This is a genomic window from Streptomyces sp. NPDC021562 (assembly GCF_040640875.1).
Lineage (GTDB): Bacteria > Actinomycetota > Actinomycetes > Streptomycetales > Streptomycetaceae > Streptomyces.
Genome location: NZ_JBFACN010000011.1, coordinates 1 through 23,518, shown reverse-complemented (window position 1 = coordinate 23,518; position 23,518 = coordinate 1). Strand labels below are relative to the sequence as shown.

At 74.6% G+C, this 23,518-nt stretch carries 16 protein-coding genes; 4 read left to right on the top strand and 12 right to left on the bottom strand.

The window, feature by feature from the left end; translation table 11 throughout:
* Positions 1–107 precede the first annotated feature (107 nt).
* Complete coding sequence (locus tag AB0G52_RS18455; RefSeq protein WP_361337287.1) at positions 108–3,155, top strand: lantibiotic dehydratase; 3,048 nt, start codon at positions 108–110, stop codon at positions 3,153–3,155.
* On the opposite strand, the gene AB0G52_RS18450 is transcribed toward AB0G52_RS18455, so the two are convergent.
* The 3 genes from AB0G52_RS18450 to AB0G52_RS18440 form a co-directional block, all read right to left on the bottom strand.
* Positions 3,077–3,598: a hypothetical protein gene (locus AB0G52_RS18450; protein WP_132893247.1), complete on the bottom strand. Its 522-nt coding sequence runs from the start codon at positions 3,596–3,598 to the stop codon at positions 3,077–3,079. The genes AB0G52_RS18455 and AB0G52_RS18450 overlap by 79 nt on opposite strands.
* A 373-nt stretch (positions 3,599–3,971) precedes the next feature.
* Positions 3,972–5,006, bottom strand: a complete 1,035-nt coding sequence (locus AB0G52_RS18445) for a helix-turn-helix transcriptional regulator (protein ID WP_132893249.1) — start codon at positions 5,004–5,006, stop codon at positions 3,972–3,974.
* A gap of 1,098 nt (positions 5,007–6,104) precedes the next feature.
* Positions 6,105–6,551 carry a nuclear transport factor 2 family protein gene (locus AB0G52_RS18440; protein ID WP_132893251.1) on the bottom strand — a complete coding sequence of 149 codons (447 nt, stop codon included), beginning with the start codon at positions 6,549–6,551 and terminating at the stop codon, positions 6,105–6,107.
* 291 nt (positions 6,552–6,842) lie between these two features.
* Between AB0G52_RS18440 and AB0G52_RS18435 the strand changes: the two genes are divergently transcribed.
* The 3 genes from AB0G52_RS18435 to AB0G52_RS18425 all read left to right on the top strand — a co-directional run bounded on the left by AB0G52_RS18435 (position 6,843) and on the right by AB0G52_RS18425 (position 11,895).
* Complete coding sequence (locus tag AB0G52_RS18435) at positions 6,843–9,908, top strand: BTAD domain-containing putative transcriptional regulator (RefSeq protein ID WP_361337286.1); 3,066 nt, start codon at positions 6,843–6,845, stop codon at positions 9,906–9,908.
* A gap of 369 nt (positions 9,909–10,277) precedes the next feature.
* Positions 10,278–10,454, top strand: a complete 177-nt coding sequence (locus AB0G52_RS18430) for a hypothetical protein (RefSeq protein ID WP_165939540.1) — start codon at positions 10,278–10,280, stop codon at positions 10,452–10,454.
* 139 nt (positions 10,455–10,593) lie between these two features.
* Positions 10,594–11,895, top strand: coding sequence for a helix-turn-helix domain-containing protein (locus AB0G52_RS18425; protein ID WP_132893253.1), 1,302 nt, complete (start codon positions 10,594–10,596; stop codon positions 11,893–11,895).
* Between the two features lie 73 nt (positions 11,896–11,968).
* Here AB0G52_RS18425 and AB0G52_RS18420 read toward each other — a convergent pair whose 3' ends face one another.
* From AB0G52_RS18420 to AB0G52_RS18380, 9 genes are all read right to left on the bottom strand, one after another.
* Entirely contained in the window at positions 11,969–12,718 is a 750-nt protein-coding gene (locus AB0G52_RS18420; protein WP_132893254.1) for a class I SAM-dependent methyltransferase, read from the bottom strand.
* 101 nt (positions 12,719–12,819) lie between these two features.
* Positions 12,820–13,017 (bottom strand): MbtH family NRPS accessory protein, encoded by a 198-nt coding sequence (locus AB0G52_RS18415; RefSeq protein WP_132893256.1) that lies wholly within the window; start codon positions 13,015–13,017, stop codon positions 12,820–12,822.
* Between the two features lie 99 nt (positions 13,018–13,116).
* Complete coding sequence (locus AB0G52_RS18410) at positions 13,117–14,199, bottom strand: GntG family PLP-dependent aldolase (protein ID WP_361337285.1); 1,083 nt, start codon at positions 14,197–14,199, stop codon at positions 13,117–13,119.
* Complete coding sequence (gene argH, locus AB0G52_RS18405) at positions 14,186–15,709, bottom strand: argininosuccinate lyase (protein WP_361337284.1); 1,524 nt, start codon at positions 15,707–15,709, stop codon at positions 14,186–14,188. The genes AB0G52_RS18410 and argH overlap by 14 nt, the downstream gene beginning before the upstream one ends.
* The gene (locus AB0G52_RS18400; RefSeq protein WP_361337283.1) at positions 15,706–16,938 is read right to left on the bottom strand and encodes an ATP-grasp domain-containing protein; all 1,233 of its coding nucleotides are present in this window, start codon (positions 16,936–16,938) and stop codon (positions 15,706–15,708) included. The genes argH and AB0G52_RS18400 overlap by 4 nt, the downstream gene beginning before the upstream one ends.
* A complete protein-coding gene (locus AB0G52_RS18395; protein WP_361337282.1) occupies positions 16,935–17,993 on the bottom strand; it encodes a pyridoxal-phosphate dependent enzyme in 1,059 nt (352 codons plus the stop codon). Before AB0G52_RS18395 ends, AB0G52_RS18400 begins: the two co-directional genes overlap by 4 nt.
* Positions 17,968–18,975 carry a GHMP kinase gene (locus AB0G52_RS18390; RefSeq protein WP_132893263.1) on the bottom strand — a complete coding sequence of 336 codons (1,008 nt, stop codon included), beginning with the start codon at positions 18,973–18,975 and terminating at the stop codon, positions 17,968–17,970. The genes AB0G52_RS18395 and AB0G52_RS18390 overlap by 26 nt, the downstream gene beginning before the upstream one ends.
* Positions 18,976–19,103: 128 nt before the next feature.
* On the bottom strand, positions 19,104–23,111 hold the full coding sequence (locus AB0G52_RS18385; RefSeq protein WP_361337281.1) for an amino acid adenylation domain-containing protein: 4,008 nt from the start codon (positions 23,109–23,111) through the stop codon (positions 19,104–19,106).
* Positions 23,108–23,518: phosphopantetheine-binding protein (locus AB0G52_RS18380; RefSeq protein ID WP_361337280.1), on the bottom strand; the 411-nt coding region annotated here is incomplete at its 5' end. The genes AB0G52_RS18385 and AB0G52_RS18380, both read right to left, overlap by 4 nt.

Below are 23,518 nucleotides of genomic sequence, written 5' to 3'. Positions count from 1 at the left end.
GCCGCCCGGACCGCGCCCGGCCGCCGGGCTCGATCACCTCCCCGCTGCCCCGTCCCGTCCTGCCCCCGTCCCGCTTCCCGCCTTCCGCTCTTCCGAGAGGAGCCCCCGTGTCCGGCGACGTCACCGTGGTCCACGTAGGCGAACCCTGGCCCGAGCACTGGTCCGTGTCCCTCTACCTGTGCGGCCCCACGCCCCGGGACCCCGCCCTGGAGTCCTGGCGGCCCCACGCCGAACGCCTGCTGCGCGAGCACTGGACCGGCGACGGCCGGCTCGCCGTCTTCCTGCCCGAGGCTCCCGAGGGCGGGTCCGAACCGCCGTACCCGCAGCAGGTGGCCTGGGAGGAGGCGGCGATGCACGCGGCCGACGCCATCCTCTTCTACGTCCCCCGCGACCTGGCCACCCTGCCCGGCCTGGTCACCAACGTGAAGTGGGGCGCCTGGCACGACTGCGGGCGCGCGGTGCTCGGCTCGCCGCCCGACGCCCAGCGCAACGAGTACCTGCTGCACTTCGCGGAGCTGCTCCGCGTCCCGGTCGCCCACGACCTGCCCGGCGCGGTCGCGGCGGCCCTCGACCTGGCAGGCCCCGGCGACCGCCGCGAGGGCGCCGACCGGCACGTCCCGCTCGCCCTGTGGCGGTCCCCGGAGTTCCGCGCCTGGCACGCCGGACTGGCCGGGCGCGGCGACGCCCTGGCCGGCGGGCGGCTGCTGTGGAGCCGCGGCAACCCCGTCACGCACTGGGTGTTCGAGGCCCGGCTGCGGTCGGCCGCCACCGGGCGGGAGCGCACCGAGCTGGCCTCCCGGGCCGGGGAACCCCCGCCCGCGCACCCCGCGCACTCCGGGCACCTCGCCCCGCTGGGCTCGACCGGCTGGTCCGTGTGGCGCGACGTGATGCTGCGCGGCGCCGGTTTCCCCGCCTCCGACCTCACGGCCCTCGCCAGTCCCGCCCTCGCCGCCGCGGCCGATCTCGCGGCCGGCGGCGACCCCACGGCCGCGGCCGACTACCGGCACGCCTACGACCGGGCCGTCGACGACCTGCGCGCCGCGGTGGCCCGCACGGCCGGGTCGCCCGGCTTCCGGGAGGCCGTGCTCTGGCAGAACCAGGCCGTGGTCCACCACCATCTGGACAAGGCGGCCGCGGGCGGCCCGCGCAACGCGCAGGGCCGCCGCAACGAACGCGTGGTCGCCTCCTATCTCCAGCGCTACACCCTGAAGAACGACACCATCGGCTGGTTCGGGCCCGTCGGATGGGCCCGCTGCACCGAAGGCGGAGCCCCGCTGACGGTGCGTCCGGGCCCGGCGCTCACCTCCGAGCGGCACACCTTCTTCGAGAACTGGGCCGTGGACGCCCTGGCCGCCACCGTGGCCCGGATGCCCGGCGTGCTGCCCTGGCTGGTGCCGCGCCCGGTCACCTCGCACGCCCGGCGCGGACGCACCCTGCTGCGCCCGCGCCGCCCGCCGCGCGAACTCACCGACGCCGAACTGGCCCTGCTGGACCTGTGCGACGGCCGGCGCACCGCCGCCGAGGTGTCCGCCGCGGCCCCCGGCGGCCCCCGGGCCGCCCTCCCGGTCCTGGTACGACTGCACGACGAGGGCGTCCTCCGCCTCGATCTCACCGGCCCCGTCGAGGCCCGCCCGGAACGCACCCTGCGCCGGACGCTGGCCCGGATCGGCGACCCGGAGGTGCGGGCCCGCGTCCTCGCACCGGTGGACCGGCTGGAGCGGCTCCGGGAGGACGTCGCCGCGGCGGCCGGCGACCCGGACCGGCTGGACCCGGCGCTGACCGCGCTGCGTGGCGCGTTCGAGGAGATCACCACCCGGGACGCGACCCGTCGCGCGGGCGCCGACTACGCCGGCCGCACCCTGGTCTACGAGGACACCGCCCGGGACGTCCAGGTCGGCCTGGGTCCCTCGCTGTTGTCGGAACTGGCCGAACCGCTCGGCCTGCTCCTGGACAGCGCCGACTGGCTCGTACGACGGGCCGCCGACGGCTACCGACAGCTGTTCGAGGCGCTGTACGACCGCGAGACCCGGCGCACCGGCCGCACGGGGGTCCCGCTGGCCTGGCTGGTGGCGCTGGCGGCCGACCGGCTGTCCACCGGCCACCGCAGCGTGCCCCCGCCGGTCGAGCGGGCCGTCGCGGAGTTCCAGGAGCGGTGGCGGCGGGTGTTGCCGCTGCCCGACGCCTCCCGCTGCACGGTGGACGCCGCCTCGCTCGCCGCGGCCGTGGCGCGGGAGTTCCCGGCCGGACCGCTGCCCTGGGCGGCCGCGACGCACCACTGCCCCGACCTGATGATCGCGGCGACGGGCCCGGAGGCGGTCGCGGCCGGCGACTGGGAGGGTGTCCTCGGCGAACTGCACGTGGCCGTCAACACCGTGGAGGGCCGCGCCTTCGTCGACCGGCACCCCGAACCGGAGCGGCTGTTGCGGGCGGCGGAGGCCGATCACGCGGGCCGCCGGGTGTACGCCGTGCCGCCGAAGGACTCGCTGTTCGTCAGTTCCCGGCTGGCGCCGCCGTCCGCGCTGCTGTCACCGGAGTACCGCTACTGGTCGTGGGCGGAGGGGCAGGACGCGGCCGAGGTGCCGGGGACACCGCTGCCCGCGGGCGGGCTGCTGGTGCACCGGGAGGGCGAAGGGCTGGTGGTGCGCGCCGACGACGGCACGCGCATCACGCTGTCGGAGGCGCTCGGCGAGTTCCTGAGCGCGGCGGTGGCCGGCGCGTTCAGCCCGTTCGCGCCGGCACCGCACCGGCCCCGGGTGACCGTCGGCCGGCTGGTGGTGGCCCGGGAGTCCTGGTCGGTGCCGGCCGCCGGACCGGCCTGGGTCCGCGAGACCGACGAGGCCGCCCGGTTCGCCGCCGCCCGCCGGTGGCGGGCCGAACTGGGCCTGCCGGAGCGGGTGTTCTACCGGGTGCCGCAGGAACTCAAGCCGATGGCAGCGGACTTCGGCAGTCTCGCGCTGGTCAACCTGATGGCCAGGACGCTCCGCGCGGTGCCGGAGGGACCGGACGCCACCGTCACCCTGACGGAGATGCACCCGGGGCCGGACCGGCTGTGGCTACCGGACGCCTCCGGCGCCCGCTACACCAGCGAACTGCGGTTCGTCGCCACCCGGTCCGGTTCCCGCGGCGAGAGGGTCAGCTCCAGCACGAGCGCCTGACTCCGCGCGGACAGCGCCCGGTTGAACCCGGCCGGGAGGTAGAGGACCTCGCCCGCCCGGAGCCGGTGCCGCAGCGGGCCGACTCCGGCGGGCCAGTCCGTCCCGAGCGGGGTGAGGCGCGCCTCGACGGCCCCGCGCAGCTGAAGCAGGAAGGTGTCGGCCGCGACCGGGGTCTCCTCGACGCCGTCCCCGGCCGGGACCGTGTTGTAGGCGGCGCGGGCCCCGCGGCCGACGAGCGTGCCGAGGCGTTCGGCGAAGTCGAGCGCCGGGTGCCGCCCGGCCGCGCATGGCCGCCCGTGGGCCGTGGCCAGGGCGAGGACGACGGTGTCCTCGCCGCGCGGCCAGACCACCGCCGCGCTGCGGCCGCCGTGGGTGGTGAACGTCCATGCCATGTCGGTGACGAAGGTCTCCAGGTCGGCCCGGAAGGCCGCTGCTGCGTCCATGCACATCTCCTGATCCGGGGCGCGCGGAGGCACTGCGGGGCATCCCCCGGCGGGGGGCAGCGCTCCGCCGACGCGGTGGGGGGCCGGATCCGGTGAGCGCTCGTGATCCGTGGTGCGCCCGCGGCCGTGATGCGGAGGAACTACGGGACCGCACCGCCCGTGTCGCCACCGCCGGGGACGCGCGGGCGACGACTGCGTGGACGGGAGGCCGACGCTCGGGCCCGGCGGCTCCTGGGCACGAGCGGTGGAGGGCGCGGACGGACCGGCGGCACGCGACGCTGGATCCGCCGGAGACCGTCCTGCAGGTGCCGTCGATTCGGCGCCGACACCCGCGGTGATCGTGACTATGGACTACCGGGCCGGGCCGTGCAAGTCACTTTTCCGGGCCGCTGCCGGCCTGCGGATGGTCCGTCAGCCGGGCGCGGGCGGCGAGTACTCCGGCCTGGAAGCGGCTGTCGGCACCGAGCGCCTCCATGATGTCGGCGATGTGCCGGCGGGCGGTGCGCAGCGACATGCCGAGGCGGCGGGCTATCGACTCGTCCTTCAACCCCGCGGCGAGCAGGGCCACGATGGTCTGGTGGATCTCCTTGGCCACCTGTTCCAGGCCGTCCTGGGCGGCGTCGGAGAACGGGGTGGCCCGGATCCAGTACTGCTCGAAGATGTCGTACAGGTAGCCCACGATGGTGGGTTCGCGCACCGCGACCCCGCCCCAGCTTCCGGTCCGTTCGGGCAGGAAGGCGAGGCTCTTGTCGTAGATGATGACGCGCCCGAAGAGTTCGTGCGAGGTGCGGTATTCGGCGCCGAGCGCCGTCGCCGCCGCCACGTACGCCTGGCTGGGGCCGTTGAAGCGGGCCGTGTGGTGGTAGAGGGTGCGCATGCGCACGTTCCGGGCGAGCAGGGCGTGGTCGCGGCCCAGGGCCTCCTCCATCGCCTCCGGGACCCGCCCGCTGCCGCCGGGCTGGCTGCTGACGACCTCCTCCTTGCACTCGGCCGAGGCCCGGTTCAGGGCGGCCCTGACCTCCTCCATCGTGGGGATCACCTCGACGGTGAAGTCGCGGTTGCCGGTGCGGCCGGCGAAGAAGTGGTCCCGCAGGCGGTCTATCTTGCCGTGGATGAGGTCGAGTTGCTCCTCCTGCTGGCGGATGGCGGCCCGCAGCGGCGCGGTCAGCGTGGCGGCCACGGCGTCGGGGTCCACGACCACGACCTCGTCCGGAGCGTCCGGCACGGGTCGCACGAGACCGAGGGAGGCCAGCCGCTTCAGCGCGGTGGCGGCTCTCTCCTGCGGGAGTCCGAGCTCCGCGGCCGCGTGGTCGGGCCGGCCGCTGCCCCCGTCGACAATCCATCCGTAAACGAGGATGTCGTCCTCGTCGATGAAAGGGGAGCCCGGTGACGGTTTCTGCTCGTTCATTCGCTCAGTATTGGCACAGTTGGTGAAGAATCCGGAGTCGATCGGGCGTGGTCTTCTCCAACGCCGCGTGACCTTCCGCACATGACTCTATGCGCGTAGTGGCATCGTTGTCGTGTGAAGATCTTCTGGACGGCCGGTGCGAGTGTTGCCGATCGCGAATCGGCCCACCGTGAAGTCGGCCTGGAACGGCACCAGTTGCGGGTGCCCTCCAAAGACGCTTACCGGTCGCGTGTGGCGTGAAATCGGAAAGTCCACGGGTGAACAGGACCGTGGCCGGAAAAGTTGGCCGAAAAGATGGCGGCACCGGACTGAGATAATGGCCGGGGTGCACTGGGCGCCGTGCGTGGCCTGAATTGTTCCGTACGGCGGTCCTCTGCTCCGCGCTTGCCGGGCCCTTCACCGGAGGAATTCATTTCCCCGGTGCGGTGCCCGGCGCGGACCGTGCCGAACGCCGCCTTCGACCGGCATCGCCTTCGACGGTCGGGATGCCGCCGTACCGTGCCTCGACCGCGCCCGCCCGCCGCCGCGCTCCTCACTCCGTGGCAGCTCCCACCTGCCGCTTCCACCCGTCGCGGCGCGCGGGACCGGGTCCCGCGGTCCGCCTCCGGCGACCGCGTGTAGCGCGATCGCGTGACTGTCCCCTGGCCGGATTCGACCCCATACTGGGAAATGCAGAAGGCCGCGGGCGGCGAGTACCCGCGCTCACAGCGGAAAACCACGGAGGGGCGTGGCATGGGGAGTCCTCCGCCGTACGGCGCGGACGGCGGACTCCTGCGCGACCCGGTCCAGGGCGCCGGGCGAACCCGGCGCCCGCGCCCCTGCGGTTCCGTGCGGCAGGCTTACCGGTACGCTCCCGCGGCACTCCGGCCGGCCGGGCGGGGGAGCGGCCCCACGCCGGAACACCGGTGTCCGGCGACGGTTCCGGAAACTGGCGGTCAAGTCCCAAGAAAGAGAGCCGACCCGACGCGGATACGGGGCGCCTCGTACCGTGGCGCCCTCAGCAAACCGGTCCCCGCGGCCGCCGCGCCCCGTACCTCGGCGCGCCCGCGCGCGGCGGCGGTTGCCGGGACCGCCGGCCGACGGACGCCGGTCGGCGGATCACTGTGCTGCGGGGTCCTCCGGGTGCGCGGGCAGGTCGCCCGGCGGGGGCGCGTAGTAGTAGCGCCGGCACCCCCGGACCAGGGTCTGCCCGGAGAGGGTGAACACGTCCGCGAAGTCCACGCCGCGCGCCGCCCGCCGGGCCGCGCCCGGCGTCTGGCCCACCACCCGGCCGAGCACCACCACCCGGCCCTCGTCGGCCACGACAGCGTCCAGCTCGTGCCGCCGGAGCAGGGTCGCCTGCGCGGCATGCGCGTTGAGCACCGCGTCCCGGCCCCGGTGCGGCGGCGCGCCGGGGTGGTCCAGCGTCACGTCCTGCTCCGTCAGGGAGGCGTACCCGTCGATGTCCCCGATGTCCAGGTAGTGGTAGGTGAGCATCACATGCTTCACCCCGGCTGCCGTCACCTTCGAACCGGCTGGGGCCACAGGGAAGTTGTCGCTGTTCATGACTGGATGACCGACCTCTCGCTCTCGGTGGACGGGCGTGGCGGCGCCGACGGCTCCCACCGGGCGATCGTCCGTCCCCCCGCTGTCCTTCCGCTATCACCGCGGTTTCCCGTCCCGGTGGCGGCGGGCCGGGTCGCGAGGGCCGGTCACGTCACCGCCCTGACGGCGGTGCTGATCCACCCCCTGGTCAGCGCTGTTCAGCTCCTGCTCAGGCCGGTGGGCAGCGGGGTCCGGGCCATAGACTTGGCGGCCAGGCGCGCTGTGGCCTGTTGTGTGTGAAGGGGAGGATTCGTGGCCGGAGTGCACCTCGAGTCGCGTGACCGGGCAGTGGGATTCACCTTTCAAGTGCTGGGCGAGCTGAAGGTGTTCGACCGCGACCAGGGCACGGTGCCGGTCACGGCGGGCAGGCAGCAGGTCGTCCTCGCCGCCCTGCTCCTGGAGAGCGGACGGCTCCAGAACTGCGACCACCTCATCCGGCTGCTCTGGGCCGAGGACCCCCCGGAGACCGCCCGCACCCAGGTGCAGATCTGTGTGTCCCGGATGCGCAAGACCCTGGCGGCCGCCGCCGTCGAGGCCGTCATCGAGACCCGGCCGCCCGGCTACCTCCTGCGGATCGACGACGAGGCGCTCGACCTGAACGTCTTCCGGCGCACCGTCGCCGAGGCCGCCGCGCTCGGCGGCAGGGGCCGCACCGCCGAGGCCGCCGCCCTGCTGCGCACGGCGGTCGGGCTGTGGCGCGGGCCCTGCCTGAACGGCATCCCCAGCGACGCACTCGCCCGGATCGCCGAGCACATCGACGAGGAACGCCTCGCGGCCACCGAGACGTTCATCGAGCTGGAGCTCTCGCTCGGCCGTCATCATCAGCTGACCGCCGAGATAGCCCGGCTGGTGGCCGACAACCCCTTACGGGAACGGTTCCGCGGGCAGTTGATGCTCGCCCTGTACCGCTCCGGCCGGCAGGCCGAGGCCCTGGAGTCCTACCGGGAGGGCCGCGCCCTGCTCATGGACGAACTGGGCCTCCAGCCCGGCGAGGACCTGCGCCGGCTGGAGCAGGCCGTCCTGACCGAGGACCCCTCCCTGCGGCTGGAGCGTCCGGCCGCCACCGACCTGCGCGGCGCCGGGCAGCCGCTCGGCGCGCCCGCCGCGGACCTCGGGCCCGACGCGGGCGCCGACGAGGACGGGCACACCCCGGCCCGTGCCGCCGTCCCCCGCCAGCTCCCCGTCGACACACCCGACTTCGTCGGTCACCAGCAGCTCGTCGCGGAGGCCGAGGGCGTCCTCACGAACACCTCGCCGGACCGGGCGCCGGGCATCGTCGTCGTCACCGGCCGCTCCGGCATCGGCAAGAGCACCTTCGCGGCCCGGGTCGCGCACCGGCTCGCCGAGTCCCACTTCCCCGACGGCCAGCTCTACTGCCAGCTGCGCGGCGGCCGGGCCGATCCCGTCGACCCCCGCGAGGTCCTCGGCCGGTTCCTGCGCGCCCTCGGCCTGCCCGGTCCCGCCATCCCGGACTCCCTGGAGGAGCGGGGCGAGATCTACCGCAGCATGCTCGCCACCCGCCGCATCCTGGTCGTCCTCGACGACGCCGTCGGCGAGGAGCAGATCTTCCCGCTGCTGCCCGGCGGCCGCTCCTGCGGGGTGCTCGTCACCAGCAGGGCCCGGCTCACCGCGCTCCCCGGCGCGCACCGGGTCACGCTGGACATCCTGGACGAGCAGGGGTCACTGGAACTCATCGGGAACGTCGTCGGCGCCGACCGCGTCGGCGGCGAACCCGAAGCCGCCAGGGCGCTGGCCGCCGCCGTCGGCGGACTGCCGCTCGCCCTGCGCATCGTCGCCGCCCGGCTGGCCGCCCGCCCGCACTGGCCGCTCGCCTCGATGGTGCAGCGGCTCGCCGACGAACGCCGCCGCCTGGACGAACTGACCCACGGCGAGATGACCGTCCGGGCCGGCCTGGCCCTCACCTACGACGGACTGGCCGAGCGGGACCGCACCCTGCTGCGCCTGCTCAGTCTCACCAAGGGCTCCACCTTCCCGAGCTGGATCGGCGGCCCCCTCCTCGACGCCCCGGACGCCTACCCGTACCCGTCCGACCTCATGGAACCCCTCGTCGACGTGCAGATGCTGGACGTCGCCGGAGTCGACGCCACCGGGGAGCTGCGCTACGGCTTCCACGACATCATCCGGCTGTTCGCCCGGGACCGGCTGGCCGCCGAGTCGGACGAGACCGAACGGCGGGCCGCGATCCGCCGGGTGGGCGGCGCCTGGCTCGCGCTGGTCTGCGAGGCACAGCTGCGGGTCCTCGGCACCCACTACTTCGACGGGCCCGCCGTCCGCTGGAGCCCGCCCGCCGACCACGTCGGGACCGTCCTCGGCCGCCCCCTGGAATGGCTCGACACCGAACGCGAGAACCTCAGCCTGACCGTGGAGAGCCTCGCCCAGGAGGGCGAGGACGGCTACACCTGGGAACTCGCCGTCAACCTCGCCCCGTTCTTCGAGACCCGCGGCTACCTCGACCACTGGGCCCGCACCCACCGCAAGGCGCTGACCGCGGTGCGCCGCAGCGGCAACCTGCTCGGCCAGGCCGCCCTGCTCGCCTCGCTGGGCTCCCTGCACCTCAACCGCCGCAACCTGCCCGAGGCCCGCCGGTCGCTGACCACCGCCGTCGGCCTCTTCGAGGAACTCGGCCACACCAAGGGGCTCGGGCTGTGCCGCCGCGATCTCGGCCTGCTGGAACGGCTGTCCGGCCACGACACCGCCGCGATGGACCTGTTCGAGCGGGCCGAGCGGCACTTCGGCGACGGCGACCCCTGGGCCCGCGCCTCCGTCCTCGTCCAGCGCGCGGTCATCCTGCTGCGGCGCGGCGACGTGGGCCGGGTGGAGGCCGAACTCGACGAGGCGCTGGAGATCTGGCGCGACCTCGGCTATCTCGGCGGGCAGGCCCGGGTGCTCCAGCGCGCGGGCCAGCTGCACCTGTACCGCGGGCAGCCCGGCGACGCCCGCAAGGTGCTCACCGAGGCCCTCAGCATGGTCCGCGACGACGGCGACGTCATCGGCGAGGGGTACCTCCTGCACGACCTCGGCCGGGTCCACGCCCGTCTCGGCGAACTCGCCCAGGCCGCCTCGTACTTCAACCGCGCGCTGGCCGTGCGTGAGGGCATCCTCGACCAGGGCGGTGCCGCCTCCGTCCGCGTCGACCTCGCCGACCTGAGCCTGCGCGGCGACGACACCGCGCAGGCCGGCGGGCTGCTCACCGACGCCCTGGAGGTCTTCGGCCGGCTCGGCATGGCCGAGGAGCAGGAGCGGGCCACCGGACTGCTCGCCCGGGTGCCCGCCGGTGGCGCCGCCGAAGGCCGGTGACGCCGACACCGCGACCGTGCACGTGCCGAGGAGCGCCCCCGACCAGAGGCAGCAGTCCCCACATGAACCCGCACAGCGCTCCGGCGCCCCGGCGACAGGCCCCCGACGCCCCCGCCCGGGACACCGAAGATACGTTTCTGCGCCGCTTCGCCGGCCGGGAGGGACGAACTGGCCCGGTTCCGCGCCGCGCCGCACCGGCCGCCCGGCACCGCCCCCGGGCCGGCCCCGCACGGCGGCGCGCACGGGAGACTTCGCAGGCCACGACGGCTATCCGGGAGGGATAGCGACGTCAAAGTGACGTGATTGCAGTGACTCCTAGCTTTCTTTCCAGAGGTCCGGCAGAGGGCCGGGGGAGAGGAAGGAAGCACCATGAACAGCACCTTCGCAACGGTCGTGAAGCCCGTGAGGGCCGCCGTCGTCCTCATCACCGCGGTCGCCGCCCTCCTGGGCACGGTGGCGGCCGAGACCGCGGCGCACCCGCAGCGGCCGGCGAGCGTACGGGCCGACGGCGGCTCCTCCACGGACAACACCAACCCCTGGAGCTGACGACGCGCCGGCGTTCGGCGGGCACCCGGCAGCCACCGGCGATGCCCCGCGACAGCACACCGGACCGGCAGCGGGCGGCCGCACGCGCAGGCGCCCACCGGTTCCACCAGCACCTCGGAACGGCCCACCGGAGCACGTCATGAACGACATCCGAAACCGGCAGGACCTCGGCGTCCTGCTGAGAGACCACCGCCGGCGCGCCGGACTCACCCAGCGGCACCTCGCGGACCTCACCACCGTGAGCGTGCGCGCCATACGCAACCTGGAGCAGGGCAAGGTCCTGTCCCCCCGGCTGGACACGATCCGGCTGCTCGCGGACGGACTGCGGCTCGGCTCCGCCCAGCGCGAGACGCTGCTGGAGGCGGCCCGGCGCCGGCTCGGCACCGCGGACCACTCCGCGGAAGGCGGCTGCGGGCCCACGCCCTGGCTCGGCCGGAGCCCGCTGATCGGCCGGGACACCGAAGTCGACGCCCTCACCGCCCTGTTGGCGCAGCCGAACGGGCGGCTGGTGTCGGTCGTCGGCATAGGAGGGGTCGGGAAGTCACACCTGGCCGCCGAGGCCGTGCGACGGGTCGCGGCCGACGGCATCCGGGTGCTGTGGCGGGCCCGCGGCGAGGAGACACCCGTCGGTGAACTCTCCGACCGCCCACCGGGGGAGACCACCGTCCTGGTGCTGGACGACGCCGAGACCGCGGACGGCGACGGCCGGCTCGGCGCGCTGATGCGCGCCCATCCGCGGCTGCGCATCCTGGTCACCGGCTGCGCGCCGTGCGGCGTGCCCGGTGAGCAGATCCTGCGCCTCGCCCCGCTGCCGGTACCCGCCCCCGGCGCCGAGTCGGACCCGGAGCACCTGGCCCAGGTGCCGTCCGTGCGGCTGCTGTGCGCGCACATCCGCGCCGGCAACCCGCTGTTCCGGCTGGACGACACCGACGCCGCGGTCGTCGCCGAACTCTGCCGGCGCCTCGACGGACTGCCCCGGCCGCTGGAGTTCGCCGGCCGCTGGACCCTCGTCCGCGCCCTGCCGGAGCTGCTGGCCGAGGTGGCACGCAGCCCGTTCGGCCTGACCGCGCCGCCCATGACCGCCGACTCCTCGGGCGACCTGAGGGTCCGGCTGCGCCGCACCCTGGGGCGGCTCAGCCCGGCCGGGGTGTCCTTCATCGCCGCCGTCGCCCGCGACGACCGCAGCTGGTCGGTGGCCGAGGCGGCGACGGCCGTCGGGATCTCCGCCGCCGACGCCGCCGTCATCGTCTTCACCCTGGTGACCTACGGCCTGGTACGGCCGGAAGGCCCCGGCGGTGACGAACCGCGCTTCTCGGTGCTCAACCACGTCCGCCATCTGTACGCCGACGCGCGCCGCGAACCCCGGCTCTGGGGCACGACGGTGATGTACCGCACCGGGACCGAGGACCGCGTCCACAAGGTGGCGGTGGGCGAGAGCTGACCGACGGCCACGGACCGCGACCCGCCGGGTGCCACCGGCGGGTCGCGGTCCGTGGCCGTCGGCCGGCACGGCGTCAGGCCAGGGTGAGGACGACACCGTAGTCCGGGCCGTGCCGTTCGGCCTCGGCCAGCTCCCAGCCGGTGCCCTCGGCCAGCGCCTCGAGCTCCGGCAACGAGGCGAACAGGTAGTCGAACCAGTCCGTCACCAGCAGTCGGTGCCGTAGCCGCAGCCGCATCTGGCCGCTCATCCGGCCCTGCCGCCGGTTCGCCGCGAGGTACCCGGCGTGCTGCGCCCCGTCGAGCAGGTAGGGATCCATCCCCGTTCCGACGATCCGGGCCCCGGGCCGTGAGAGCCGGGCCAGCGTGCTGAGCAGCCGCGGGGCGCGCTCGCGGCTCTCCAGCAGGCCGAGGTTGCGGCCCAGCAGCAGGAAGGTGTCGAAGCGGGCACTCTCCGGCAGGTCGTCGACGGTGCCGAGGAACGTCTCCGCCAGCCCACGGCGCCGGCACACGTCGAGCGCGTCGGCCGACACGTCGAGGCCCACGATCTCGCCGCCGCGGTCCTGGAAGGGGACCGCGAACCGGCCGGCCCCGACCCCGATGTCCAGGACCCGGCCGCGGAACCGGGAGAAGGCCCAGCGGTCCAGCGCGGACCAGGCGTCGGGGCCCGTGAAGAAGCCCACGGCGTCGTAGCCGCTGATGTATCCGTCGTCGCGTTCGCAGATCTCGAAATAGGTGTCCCGCGGCAGCCCCGCGGTGTGGCAGTCGAGCAGGAGCTGCCCCCACGCGTCGGCCGTGCGGGGCGTGAGCGGCTCAGCCATGGTCATCCGCGATGTCCTTTCCGGGCGTGTACCCCGTCCTGGTGGTGGTCGGGTGCGGGACGGGGGTGCCGGCGGACCGGGGTCCGCCGGCACCCCCGGGACCGCTGTCAGGCGGCGGTGGCGGAGCGCAGGCTCAGCGGGCGCATGTCGGTCCAGATGCGCTCGATGTGGTCGAGGCAGTCCTCCTTCGGACCGCTGACGCCGACCGCGCGCCAGCCCTGCGGGACGTCCCGGTCCGCGGCCCAGACCGAGTACTGCTCCTCGTCGTTGACGACGACGAGCCACTGCTGGGAGTTCTGCTGCATGACGGTTCTCCGATCGTGTGGTGGAACTGTTTCAGGGAGGGGTTCGCACAGGTGGAGCGGTGGAGCGGTGGTGCGGGTGGCTGCCGTGTGTCGCAAGGGTCAGACGGCGGCGGTCTCTTTCAGCAGGAGCTGCTGGAAGACCGCCAGGGCGCGCTCGACGTCGGCGTCGTCCACTCCCGCGTGGGTCACGGCCCGGATCCGGCCGCGGCCCAGCTCGGCGAGGCGTACGCCCTCCTCCCAGGCCCGCTCCATGAAGCGGGCCTGGGTCAGACCGGGGGCGTCGACCCGGAAGAAGACCATGTTGGTCTCGACCGGCTCCACCACCACCCCGGGCAGCGCGGCCAGCCCCTCGGCCAGCCGGCGCGCCGTGGCGTGGTCGTCGCCGAGCCGCAGTGTCATCTCCCGCAGTGCGACCAGCCCGGCCGCGGCCAGCACTCCGGCCTGCCGCATGCCGCCGCCGAGCATCTTGCGGATGCGTCGCACCGACCGGACGAACTCGGCACTGCCCGCGACCATCGAGCCGACCGGCGCGGCCAGCCCCTTCGACAGACAGAACTGCACCGAGTCCGCGTAACCGGCGATGACGCTCACCGGCACGCCGAGGACGAGCGCGGCGTTGAAGAGGCGGGCCCCGTCCAGGTGGACGGCCACCCCGCGGGCGTCGGCCAGCGCCCGGACCTGCGCCAGGTACTCCAGCGGCAGCACCCGCCCGCCGCAGCGGTTCTGCGGGTTCTCCACGCACAGCAGGGCGGGCAGCGCGAACTGCGGGTCCTCGGGGTCCTCCGGGAAGGCGGCCTCGATGTCGGCGAGCGCCATGGTGCCGTCGGCCCGGTTGGCCACCGGTTCGACGATCACCCCGCCGCAGTAGGAGGCGCCGCCGGCCTCGTAGACGTAGATGTCGGACTCGGCGCCCGCGAGGGCCTTGGTGCCGCGCGGGCAATGGGCCAGCAGGGCCGCCAGGTTGCCCATGGTGCCGCTCGGCATGAAGCAGGCGTCCTCCTTGCCCAGCAGCCCGGCGGCCAGCTCCTCCAGTTCACGGGCGGTGGGGTCCTCGCCGTAGACGTCGTCGCCGAGCGGCGCCCTGGTCATCTCCGCCAGCATGCGGGGCGTGGGCAGGGTGAAGGTGTCGCTGCGCAGTTCGACGACGTGCGCCGGGGCGGCGCCGCGGTCAGTGCTCGTCATGGATGTCCTCCTCGGAATCGGGGCCGGCGGCCGCGGTGGTCTCCCGCGTCCTGCCGTGCACCAGGGCCACGGCGTCCCGCAGGCGCTCGTCGGCGTCGCGCCAGCGGGCGGTCTGCTTGGCCAGCCGGGTGCGGTGGTCCTCCCAGCTCTGGGTGAGCGGTTCGTGGCAGCGGCGGAACGAGGCCGGGCCGGGGCCGCCGCCGAACTCCGCCGCCCACCACACGCTCTCCGGCCGCAGGTCGGCGGAGTCGCCGGCCGGCAGGTGGCCGTTCGCCTCCAGGGCCGCGCCGAGCGAGCCGGCCCGCCCCTCCACGACGGCGAGCGCGGCCGCCCCGACCTGGTGGTGGGCCCGCCGGAACGGCACCCCCTGGCGCACCAGCCACTCCGCGGTCGCGGTCGCGTGGGTCAGCCCCGCCGTCGCCCGGTCCGCCATGGCCCGGGGCACCGGCCGGGCCCCGTCGTAGGCCATCCGCAGGATCTTCACCGCGTCGACCGTCGCGTCCAGCGCCGGCATCACATGGGTCATCGCCTCGGTGCCGACCGCGATGGAGTTGGTGAACGGGGTACCCCGCATCGCGCTCACCGCGGCCGTCAGCCCGCCGAGGGCGGCGGCCGACCTGCCCTGCACGTGCTCCAGGACGAACGCGTTGCGCTTCTGCGGCATCATCGAACTCGACCCGACCAGCCCGTCGGGGATCGTCACCAGCCCGAACTCGGCGCTCGACCACATCAGCAGGTCGAGGGCGGCCCGGTCGAGGGTGACGCCGAGGACCACGGCCGTCGACAGCAGCCGCAGCGCGGTGTCCCGGGTGGCGATGGCATCCACCGAGTTGCGCACCGCCTCGCCGAAACCGAGGAGTTCGGCCGTGCGCCCGGGGTTGATCGGCACGGTCGTCCCGCCGATCGACCCGGCGCCCAGCGGGCACCGCTCCAGCAGCTCGCCGGCCTGGGCCAGGGCCCGGGCGTCCCGCTCGAAGGCCTGCGCCAGCCCGAGCAGGTAGTGGCCGTAGGTGACCGGCACGGCCGCCTGGAAGTGGGTGTAGGCGGGCATCAGCACCTCGCGGTGCTCGTGGGCGCGTTCCAGCAGCACCCGGCCCAGTTCGGCCAGCTCCTCCGACAGCCGCCGGTACGGTTCGCGCAGGGCCAGCTGGAGGCAGGTGACGCCGAGGTCGTTGCGGGAGCGGCCGGTCTGCAGGACACCGCCCGTCTCGTCGCCGAGGGTCTCGATCAGGTGGGACTCGTAGGCCAGGTAGAGGCCGCGCGGGGCGGGCACGGTCTCCAGGGCCCGGTAGTCCTGCTCGCGCAGTCCGGTGATGGCCGCGAGCAGGGTGGAGGCGGTCCCGGCGCCGATGATCCGCCGCTCGGCGAGCATCACGACGTGGGCGAGGTCGACGTGGGTGATCCGGTCGAGGTCGGCCTTCCAGGCGGGTCGCTGCGGGTCCGGCCGCTCCAGGAGCATGCGGCGGATCTCGGGCGACGCGGCGCTGCGCAGGCGGCCGGAGTCCGTCATGCCCGCACCTCCTGACGCACCGCCAGGGACAAGCTGATGCGGCCCACGCCCTCCTCGGCGGCCGCGGCCGCCTCGGCGGCGGTCGCGCCCCGGGCCAGCACGTGCCCGATCCGGTCGCGGAAGTCGCCGCCCACGGTGATCTCCGCGCCCGGCTCCCGGTAGGTCTCCACGTCGACCACACCCGGTACGGCGCAGGCCCGTGCCACCCCGTCGATGCCGTCCAGCCGGCCGCTCCCGGCCGGGACCACGAACCGGATCGCCGCGCCCCCGGCCGCGGTCACGGCCACCGGGGACGGACGTCCGCTGAACGCGGCGACCGTGCCCAGGATCAGGTCGGCGCCGGTCGCCTCCCGCACCAGCCGGGGGATCCAGCCGCCCGCCAGCCGCGGGTTGACCTCGATCAGGACCGGACCCGCCGGGCCGAGACGCAGCTCCACGTGGGCCGGGCCGAGGGCGATGCCGAGCGCCCGTACGGCCGCCTCGGCCGCCTCGGTGATCGCCTCCCGCGCGGCCGGGGCCAGATCGGCGGGGAAGTCGTGCCCGGTCTCGACGAACAGGGGCGGTGCGCCGAGGTGCTTGGCGGTGATCCCGGCCACGGTGCCGTCGAGGACCTCCGCCGAGTACTCCGGGCCGCTCACGAACTCCTCGACCGTGACCCGGCGCGGCACCGGCCGGCCGCGCTCGTCGGACCCGCGGGACAGCAGGGCGCGGGCGTGCCCGGCCGCCTGCCGCGGGTCGGCGCACAGCAGCACGCCGAGGCTGCCGCTGCCGGTGACCGGCTTGACGACCACCGGGTAGCCGGTCTCCGCCGCTGCGGCCAGGACCTCCTCGACCGTGCCGGCCACCGTGAACCGCGGCACCCGCACCCCGGCCGCGGCGAGCCGGGCCCGCTGCGTGCCCTTGTCGCGGACCGCGGCCAGGTCGGCGGGGGAGTTGGCCGGCAGACCGAGCGCGACGGCCGCCGCCGCGGCCGTCTCCACGTAGTAGTCGGAGCTGGTCGCGACGCCCACGACACGCCGCCCGACGGCCAGCCGGCGGCAGGCGTCGACCACCGCCGGCACGCTGTCGGTGTCGGTGCGGACCACCTCGGCGCCGCCGACCGACGCGTACCGGGACGGGTCGGCGGCGAGCAGCACCGGGTGCAGGCCGAGCGCGCGGGCCGCCACGGGGAACAGCCGGCCCGTACCGGTGGTGTTGCTCTCGACGAGGACGAACGTGTCCCGGGTCATACGGCCGCTCCTTCCGCGAGCGCGACGACCTCGTCGCGGGTGCGCCGCTGCCAGGCGTACCGGGACCAGCTGCCGGCGGCCTGGACGGGATGGTCCAGGGTGCGCGGCGCCGAGGGCGGCGGGGTCAGGAAGCCGTTGCGGCGCAGCCAGGCGTCGTTGTGCACGGTGTTGGTGTAGCGGTGACCCTCGTCCGGGAAGAGCGCCATCACCCGCAGCTCCGGGTGCTGTTCGGCGTACCAGCTCGCCACGTGGTGCGCGGCGCCGCTGGTCGGCCCCATGTACAGGGCGTGCTCCGCGTGCAGTCGCCGGGTCGCGGTGAACGCGGTCCCCGCGTCCAGCCAGTGGATCTCGTCGAACAGCGTGTGCTCCAGGACCGGCGGCACCAGGCCGTTGCCGAGACCGCGCAGCTGCCGGGGCCCGGCGGGGGCGCCGAACAGTACGCTGCCGGGGGTGTCCACACCGATCAGCTTCAGCTGCGGGTTCAGCGCCCGCAGGAACGAGCCGATCCCGGACGACGAACCGCCCGAACCGACCGGGCAGACCAGTGCGTCGAACGTGCCCATGCTCTCCAGCAGGAGTTCGGCGACCGCGCCGTACGACACCGGGTTCAGCGGATTGTCGTACTGGCCGGGGGTGTAGTAGGAGCCGAGCCGGGCCTGGATGCGGGCCACCCGGTCCAGGCGGGCCTGCTGCACCCCGCGGGTGCGCAGTTCGGGACCCGAGACGATGCTCACCCGGGCGCCGAGCGCCTCCAGCCGGCGGCGCAGCGGCGGTTCGATCGCCGGGTCCCCGACGAGGACGAGCGGGATGCCCTTGAGCCGGCACACCATCGCCAGTCCGAGCCCGAAGGTGCCGGACGTGGTCTCCACGACCGTGGTGCCCTCGGTGAGCTCGCCGGTCTCGATGGCACTGGTGAGGATGAACTGGGCGGGCAGCAGCTTCATCAGATGGAAGGCGGCCCCGTACACGTTGGGCCCGACCTGGATGACCTTGGGCAGGACGTGGCCGTCGACCACGCTCCTGAAGGCCCTACGACTGGTGTGCGTACGGGACATGAGTCTCGCTCCCGGCTGTGTAGCGCCAATGGTCGGTGATGCGCAGTTCCGCGAGCCGGCGGGCGGCCAGCGCGGTGCGCTGCTCCAGTCCCGGCCGCTGGGGTGCGAAGAGCAGGGCGGCGACCGAGCCGCTGTGGGCCACCTGCACGCCCAGCGCCTCGGTCTCCTCGGCGATCTCCAGCAACCGGTCGAAGCGGGGCACCGGCAGGAACCGCTGGTTGATCCGTGCGCTCGCGGTGGAGATCCGGCCGAGTTCCCGCTGGTCACCCCGGGCCACGGCCCGGCGCATGAGGCCGCGCAGCGCGCGGAAGCACTCGATCTCCCAGGCGTTGTACCGCGCCCGCGGCAGCGCCAGGGTGTCCACCTCCCGCTCCGTCGAGGAGAAACCGACCACCGCGAGCGGTGGCACCGGCCGGTGGAAGTCCTCGATGACCGCGCCCTCCCGGTGCGCGAACAGCAGCATCCGGTCGAAGTAGATCAGGGGGTCGGTGGCCGCCTCGGCGGCGACCGCGATCCGGGCGATCCGCTCCGGCGCGAGGTTGCGGCCGACCGCGGCCAGCACCGCCAGGATCGCCGAGGTCACGTCGCTGGTCGACGAGCCGAGGCCGCGGCCGACCGCGACGTCGCCCCGCAGCTCCAGCTCCCCGCCGTAGGCGCCCATGCCCAGCACCTCCAGGGTGGTGCGGGCGGCGGCGAGCGCCTTCGTCTTCCACGACGGGGTGACCGTCAGCTCCGGCTCCCAACGGCTCAGCCGCACCGTCGCGTTGCTGGCGAACAGCGGGCAGGGCAGCGTCACCAGACCGCGGCGGAGCCTGCCGTCGTCCTCGAACACCCCCTGGAGCAGTTCACCGTGGTGGCTGGGGGCGGTTCCGGTGCCCATGAGCACGCCGTGCTCCAGGTGCGGGGGCTCCAGCTCCCTCTGTGCCTGGCCGTGCGTGTCCTGCGCGGACAGCACGTCCTGGCTCTGCACGCCGATCTTCACCTACGCCTCCTCGGACGTTCGGGTAATGGAGGTCACGCGTTCCGCCGCGCGGGCGGGGGCCGGGGGAGCGGGGCCGCTCGGGCCCCGCGTCCGCCCGGCTTCGTTCCTTGTCGGGCGCTCGTTCCGGGTCAGGCGTCCGGAGGACCGGCGGGGCGGCCGGCGCTCTGGTGCGGGCCGACTATCTCGGCGATCCGCGCGGCCAGTTCGGCGACGTGCGGAGGGTGCACCATGTCGTGGTGGTTGCCCGGCACGGGGACGGTGCGGACCCGGCCGCGGGTCAGCGCCTGCCAGGCGTCCGGGTCGACGTCGGGGCTCTTGAGGGTCGGGTGGGACTCGGAGACGGTGAGCAGGTGGACGTCCGCGTGGACGACCGCGCCGGGCCGGTAGCGGCCGGCGGCCTCCCCGTTGGCGCGGGCGACCTCGACCATGCGGCGCACGGCCGTCGACTCGATCCGGTCGGGCAGCCGGCCGTCCTGGTGGGACTGGCGGACCAGGGCGGCGATGAGCGCGTTGTCGTCGAGGCCGTCCATCTCGTCGGACGACAGCCCGGCGTCGGCCCCGAACCGGGACAGCACGTCCTCGTCGCCGACGAGGTCCGCCGAGCCCGGCACCGGCGAGTCCAGCAGCACCAGCGCGCCGACCTCGCGGCCCGCCCGCTCCAGCCGCACCGCCATCTCGAACGCCACCACCCCGCCGAACGACCAGCCGCCCAGCAGCACCGGCCCCTCGGGAGCCGGCTCCGCCATCTCGGCGAGATAGCGCTCGGCGATCTCCTCGACGGTGCGCAGCGGCGCCGCGTCCGTGTTGTAGCCGACCGCCTCGACGCCGTACAGGTCGACGGCGCCCTCCAGCTCCCGCGCCAGGCCCACGTAGGAGCTGACGCCGCCGCCGTGCGGATGGACCAGGAACAGCGGCGAGCGGGTGGCGGGCGAGGCCGTCGACAGCGGGACCAGCAGCCGCTCGGAGACCGCGGACAGCCCGGGGAGCGCGCCGCACAGCGCCTCGATGGTGGGCGACCGGAAGAAGGTGCTGAGCGGCACGCTCACACCGAGCTCCCGCCGTACCGCCTCGACCAGTTCGAAGGCGCTGAGCGAGTTGCCGCCGGCGGCGAAGAAGTCGTCCCGCACCCCCACCGGGGACCGGCCGAGGACCCGCTCGCAGATCGAGGTGACCCGCAGCTCCAGCGAGTCGCGGGGCGCGACCGGCTCGACGCCCGCGTCGGCGGCCGGCTCGGGCAGCTGCTTGCGGTCCACCTTGCCGTTCGGTGTCAGCGGCATCCGCTCCAGGCCGACCAGCACGGCCGGGACCATGTACTGCGGCAGGTGCTCCCGCAGGTGGGCGCGGAGTCCGGGCTCGTCGGGCTCGTCCCGCCAGGAGACGTAGCCGACGATCCGCCGGGCCATGTCCTCGCCCGCCGTGATCACCGCGGCCCGGTCCACCGAGGGATACCGCTGGAGGACGGACTCGATCTCGCCGAGTTCGATGCGGTGGCCGCGGATCTTGACCTGGGTGTCCTCCCGGCCGATGTACTCCAGCCTGCCGTCGGGCCGCCTGCGGGCCAGGTCACCGGTGCGGTAGAGCCGGCCGCCGGCCCCGAACGGGTCCGGCACGAACCGCTCCGCCGTGAGGGCGGGCCGCCCGGCGTAACCGCGGGTGACGCCCGCGCCGCCGATGACCAGTTCGCCGACGGCACCGATCGGCACCAGCCGCATCCGGTCGTCCACCACGTGCACCGTGGTGTTGGCGATCGGCAGACCGATCGACACCGGCTCCCCGGGACTCGGGGACGCGATCAGCTGCACGGTCGAGTAGACGCTGGTCTCGGTGGGGCCGTACACGTTCCACAGCCGGGACACCCGCGGCGCCAGCTCCTGGGCGAGCTGCGCGGACAGCGCCTCGCCGCCGGAGACCGCCTGGAGGTCGCCGCCCTGCCAGCCGCTGAGCAGCAGCAGGTGCCAGGTGGCCGGCGTCGCCGCCATGACCGTCGTCCCCGACTCCGCCACGATCCGGGCCAGGGCCGCGCCGTCCGCGGACGTCTCCCGGTCCACCAGCACCACCCGGCTGCCGTGGGCGAGCGGCACGAACAGCTCCAGCACCGACGCGTCGAACGCTACGGTGGTCACCGCGCACAGCACGTCGTCACCGGACAGGCCGAGGGTGGCGCCGATGTCCGCGACGAAGTTCACCAGACCGCGGTGCGGGACCATCACGCCCTTGGGGCGGCCGGTCGAACCGGAGGTGTAGATCACGTACGCCAGGTCGTCCGGGCCGACCGGCGCCGCCGGCCCGCTCTCCGCGGCCACCCGCGGGGGCCGGCCCACGTCGATGACCCGCACGTTCGGGGCCGGGTCCAGCCGGGCCACCAGCTCCGGGCGCCCGAGCAGCAGCCGGGCCCCGCTGTCGGCCAGCACGTACGCCAGCCGCTCCGGCGGATAGTCGGACTCCAGGGGCAGATAGGCCGCGCCGGACTTGAGCACGGCCAGCAGCGCCACCAGCAGGTCCGGGGACCGCTCGACCATCACGCCCACCGGGGCGTCCTGGCCGGCGCCCTCCGCGCGCAGCACGGCGGCCAGCGCCGAGGCCCGCCGGACCAGTTCGGCGTAGGTGAGCCGCGCGCCGCCGGGTCCCTCCACGGCGACCGCGTCCGGGGTGCGGGCGGCCTGCCGGTCCACCAGGTCCGGTACGAGCAGCGGCGACTCGGGGCCGGCGGTGTCGTTCCAGTCCGAGAGCAGCAGCCGCTCCTCCTCGGGCGCCAGCAGGTCGAGGTCGCCGATCCGGGTCTCGGGTCGCCGCACCGCGTGCGCCAGGATCCGCTGGTAGTGCTCGGCGAACCGGGCGACGGTGTCGGCCTCGAACAGCTCGGTCGCGTAGGAGATCAGCACCTCCATGCGCCGGCCCCGGGTCACCACGGTGACGTCCAGGTCGAAGCGGGCGGTGTCCGTCTCGACCGGCAGCGACCTGGCCGACACCCGGGGCAGCCGCAGCTGCGAGGTCTGCTCCTCGACCAGGTTGAACAGCAGCTGGAACAGCGGGTTGCGGCTCAGGTCGCGCTCCGGCCGCAGCTCGTCCACCAGCACGTCGAACGGCACACCCTGGTGCTCGTACGCCTCCAGGGTGGTGCCCCGGACCCGGGACAGCAGCTCGGCGAAGGTCGGGTTGCCGTCCAGGTCGGTGCGGAGCAGCACCGTGTTGACGAAGAACCCGATCAGGCCCTCGGTCTCCTGGAGCGTACGGCCGGACATCGGCACGCCCACGGTCACGTCCCGGCTGCCGGAGTGCCGCGACACCAGCGCGGCGAACGCCGCGAACAGCACCATGAACGGCGACACATGGTACTTCTGGGCGAGTTCCCGCACCCCGTCGGCGACGGCCGGGTCGATCACGTGCGAGACCCGGGCGCCCACGCCGCCGCGCACCGCGGGCCGGGGCCGGTCGCCGCGCAGCTCGGTCGGGGTCGCCCCGGCCATGGTCCGCTTCCAGAACTCGACCTCGGCGGCCGCCTCGGGCGTCTCCAGCTGCCGGGCCGCCAGGTCCGCGTAGTCCGCGTACTGGATCGGCAGCTCGGGCAGCTCCGGACGGCCGCCCGCGGTGAACGCCGCGTAGGCCTGCGACAGTTCCTGCCAGAGGATCTGCATGGACGCCGCGTCCACGGCGATGTGGTGCACGACCACGGTGAACAGGTAGCGCTGGTCGGGGAGTTCGGTCAGCCGGGCGCGCAGCCAGGGGCCGGTGGCGAGGTCGAACCGACCGCTGATGTCCGCGTCCCGCAGCCGGTACGCCTCCTCGTACGCCGGTCCGACCGCCAGGTAGCGCAGGTCGGTGCGCTGGAGCCGTACCGCCGACGCCGGTCCCACCCGCAGCCGCGGTCGGCCGGCGGCGTCCTGCACCACCCGGGAGCGCAGGATGGTGTGCCGCTCCACGACCAGCCGCAGGGCGGCGGCCAGGGCGTCCACGTCGAGCAGCCCGGACAGTTCGAAGACCTGCGCCATGTTGTACTCGACGAGTTCCGGACGGAGGTGCTCCAGGAGCCACACCCGTCGTTGCGCCGCCGACAGCGGCGCGTCCACGGCGGGACCGGAGCCGGTCCCGCGCCGCGCGGTCTCCACCGCGCGTTCCACGATCGGACTTGTCGTCATCGGGACGTCCTCCCGTCGGCCGTACCGGACGCGGGCAGCAGGTGTCCGACCGCTTCCGCCATGGTGCGGATGGTGGGGTTGTCGAAGATCAGCGAGAGTGGGATGTCGGGGGAGAGGGCGGTCCGCAGCCGGGAGACGATCCGGGTGGCGAGCAGCGAATGCCCGCCCAGGGCGAAGAAGTTGGCGTGTACGTCCAGCTCCGGCCGGCCCAGCACCTCCGACCAGATCCCCGCGACCAGTTCCTCGGCCGCCCCACTCGCCCGGGTGGCCGTCTCCTCGGCGGCGGCCTTCGGTTCGGGCAGTGCCCGGTGATCGGTCTTGCCGTTGGCGTTGACGGGGATGCGGTCCAGCACGGTGATGCTGGAGGGGATCATGTAGCGGGGCAGCTGATCGCTGAGGTGGGTGGT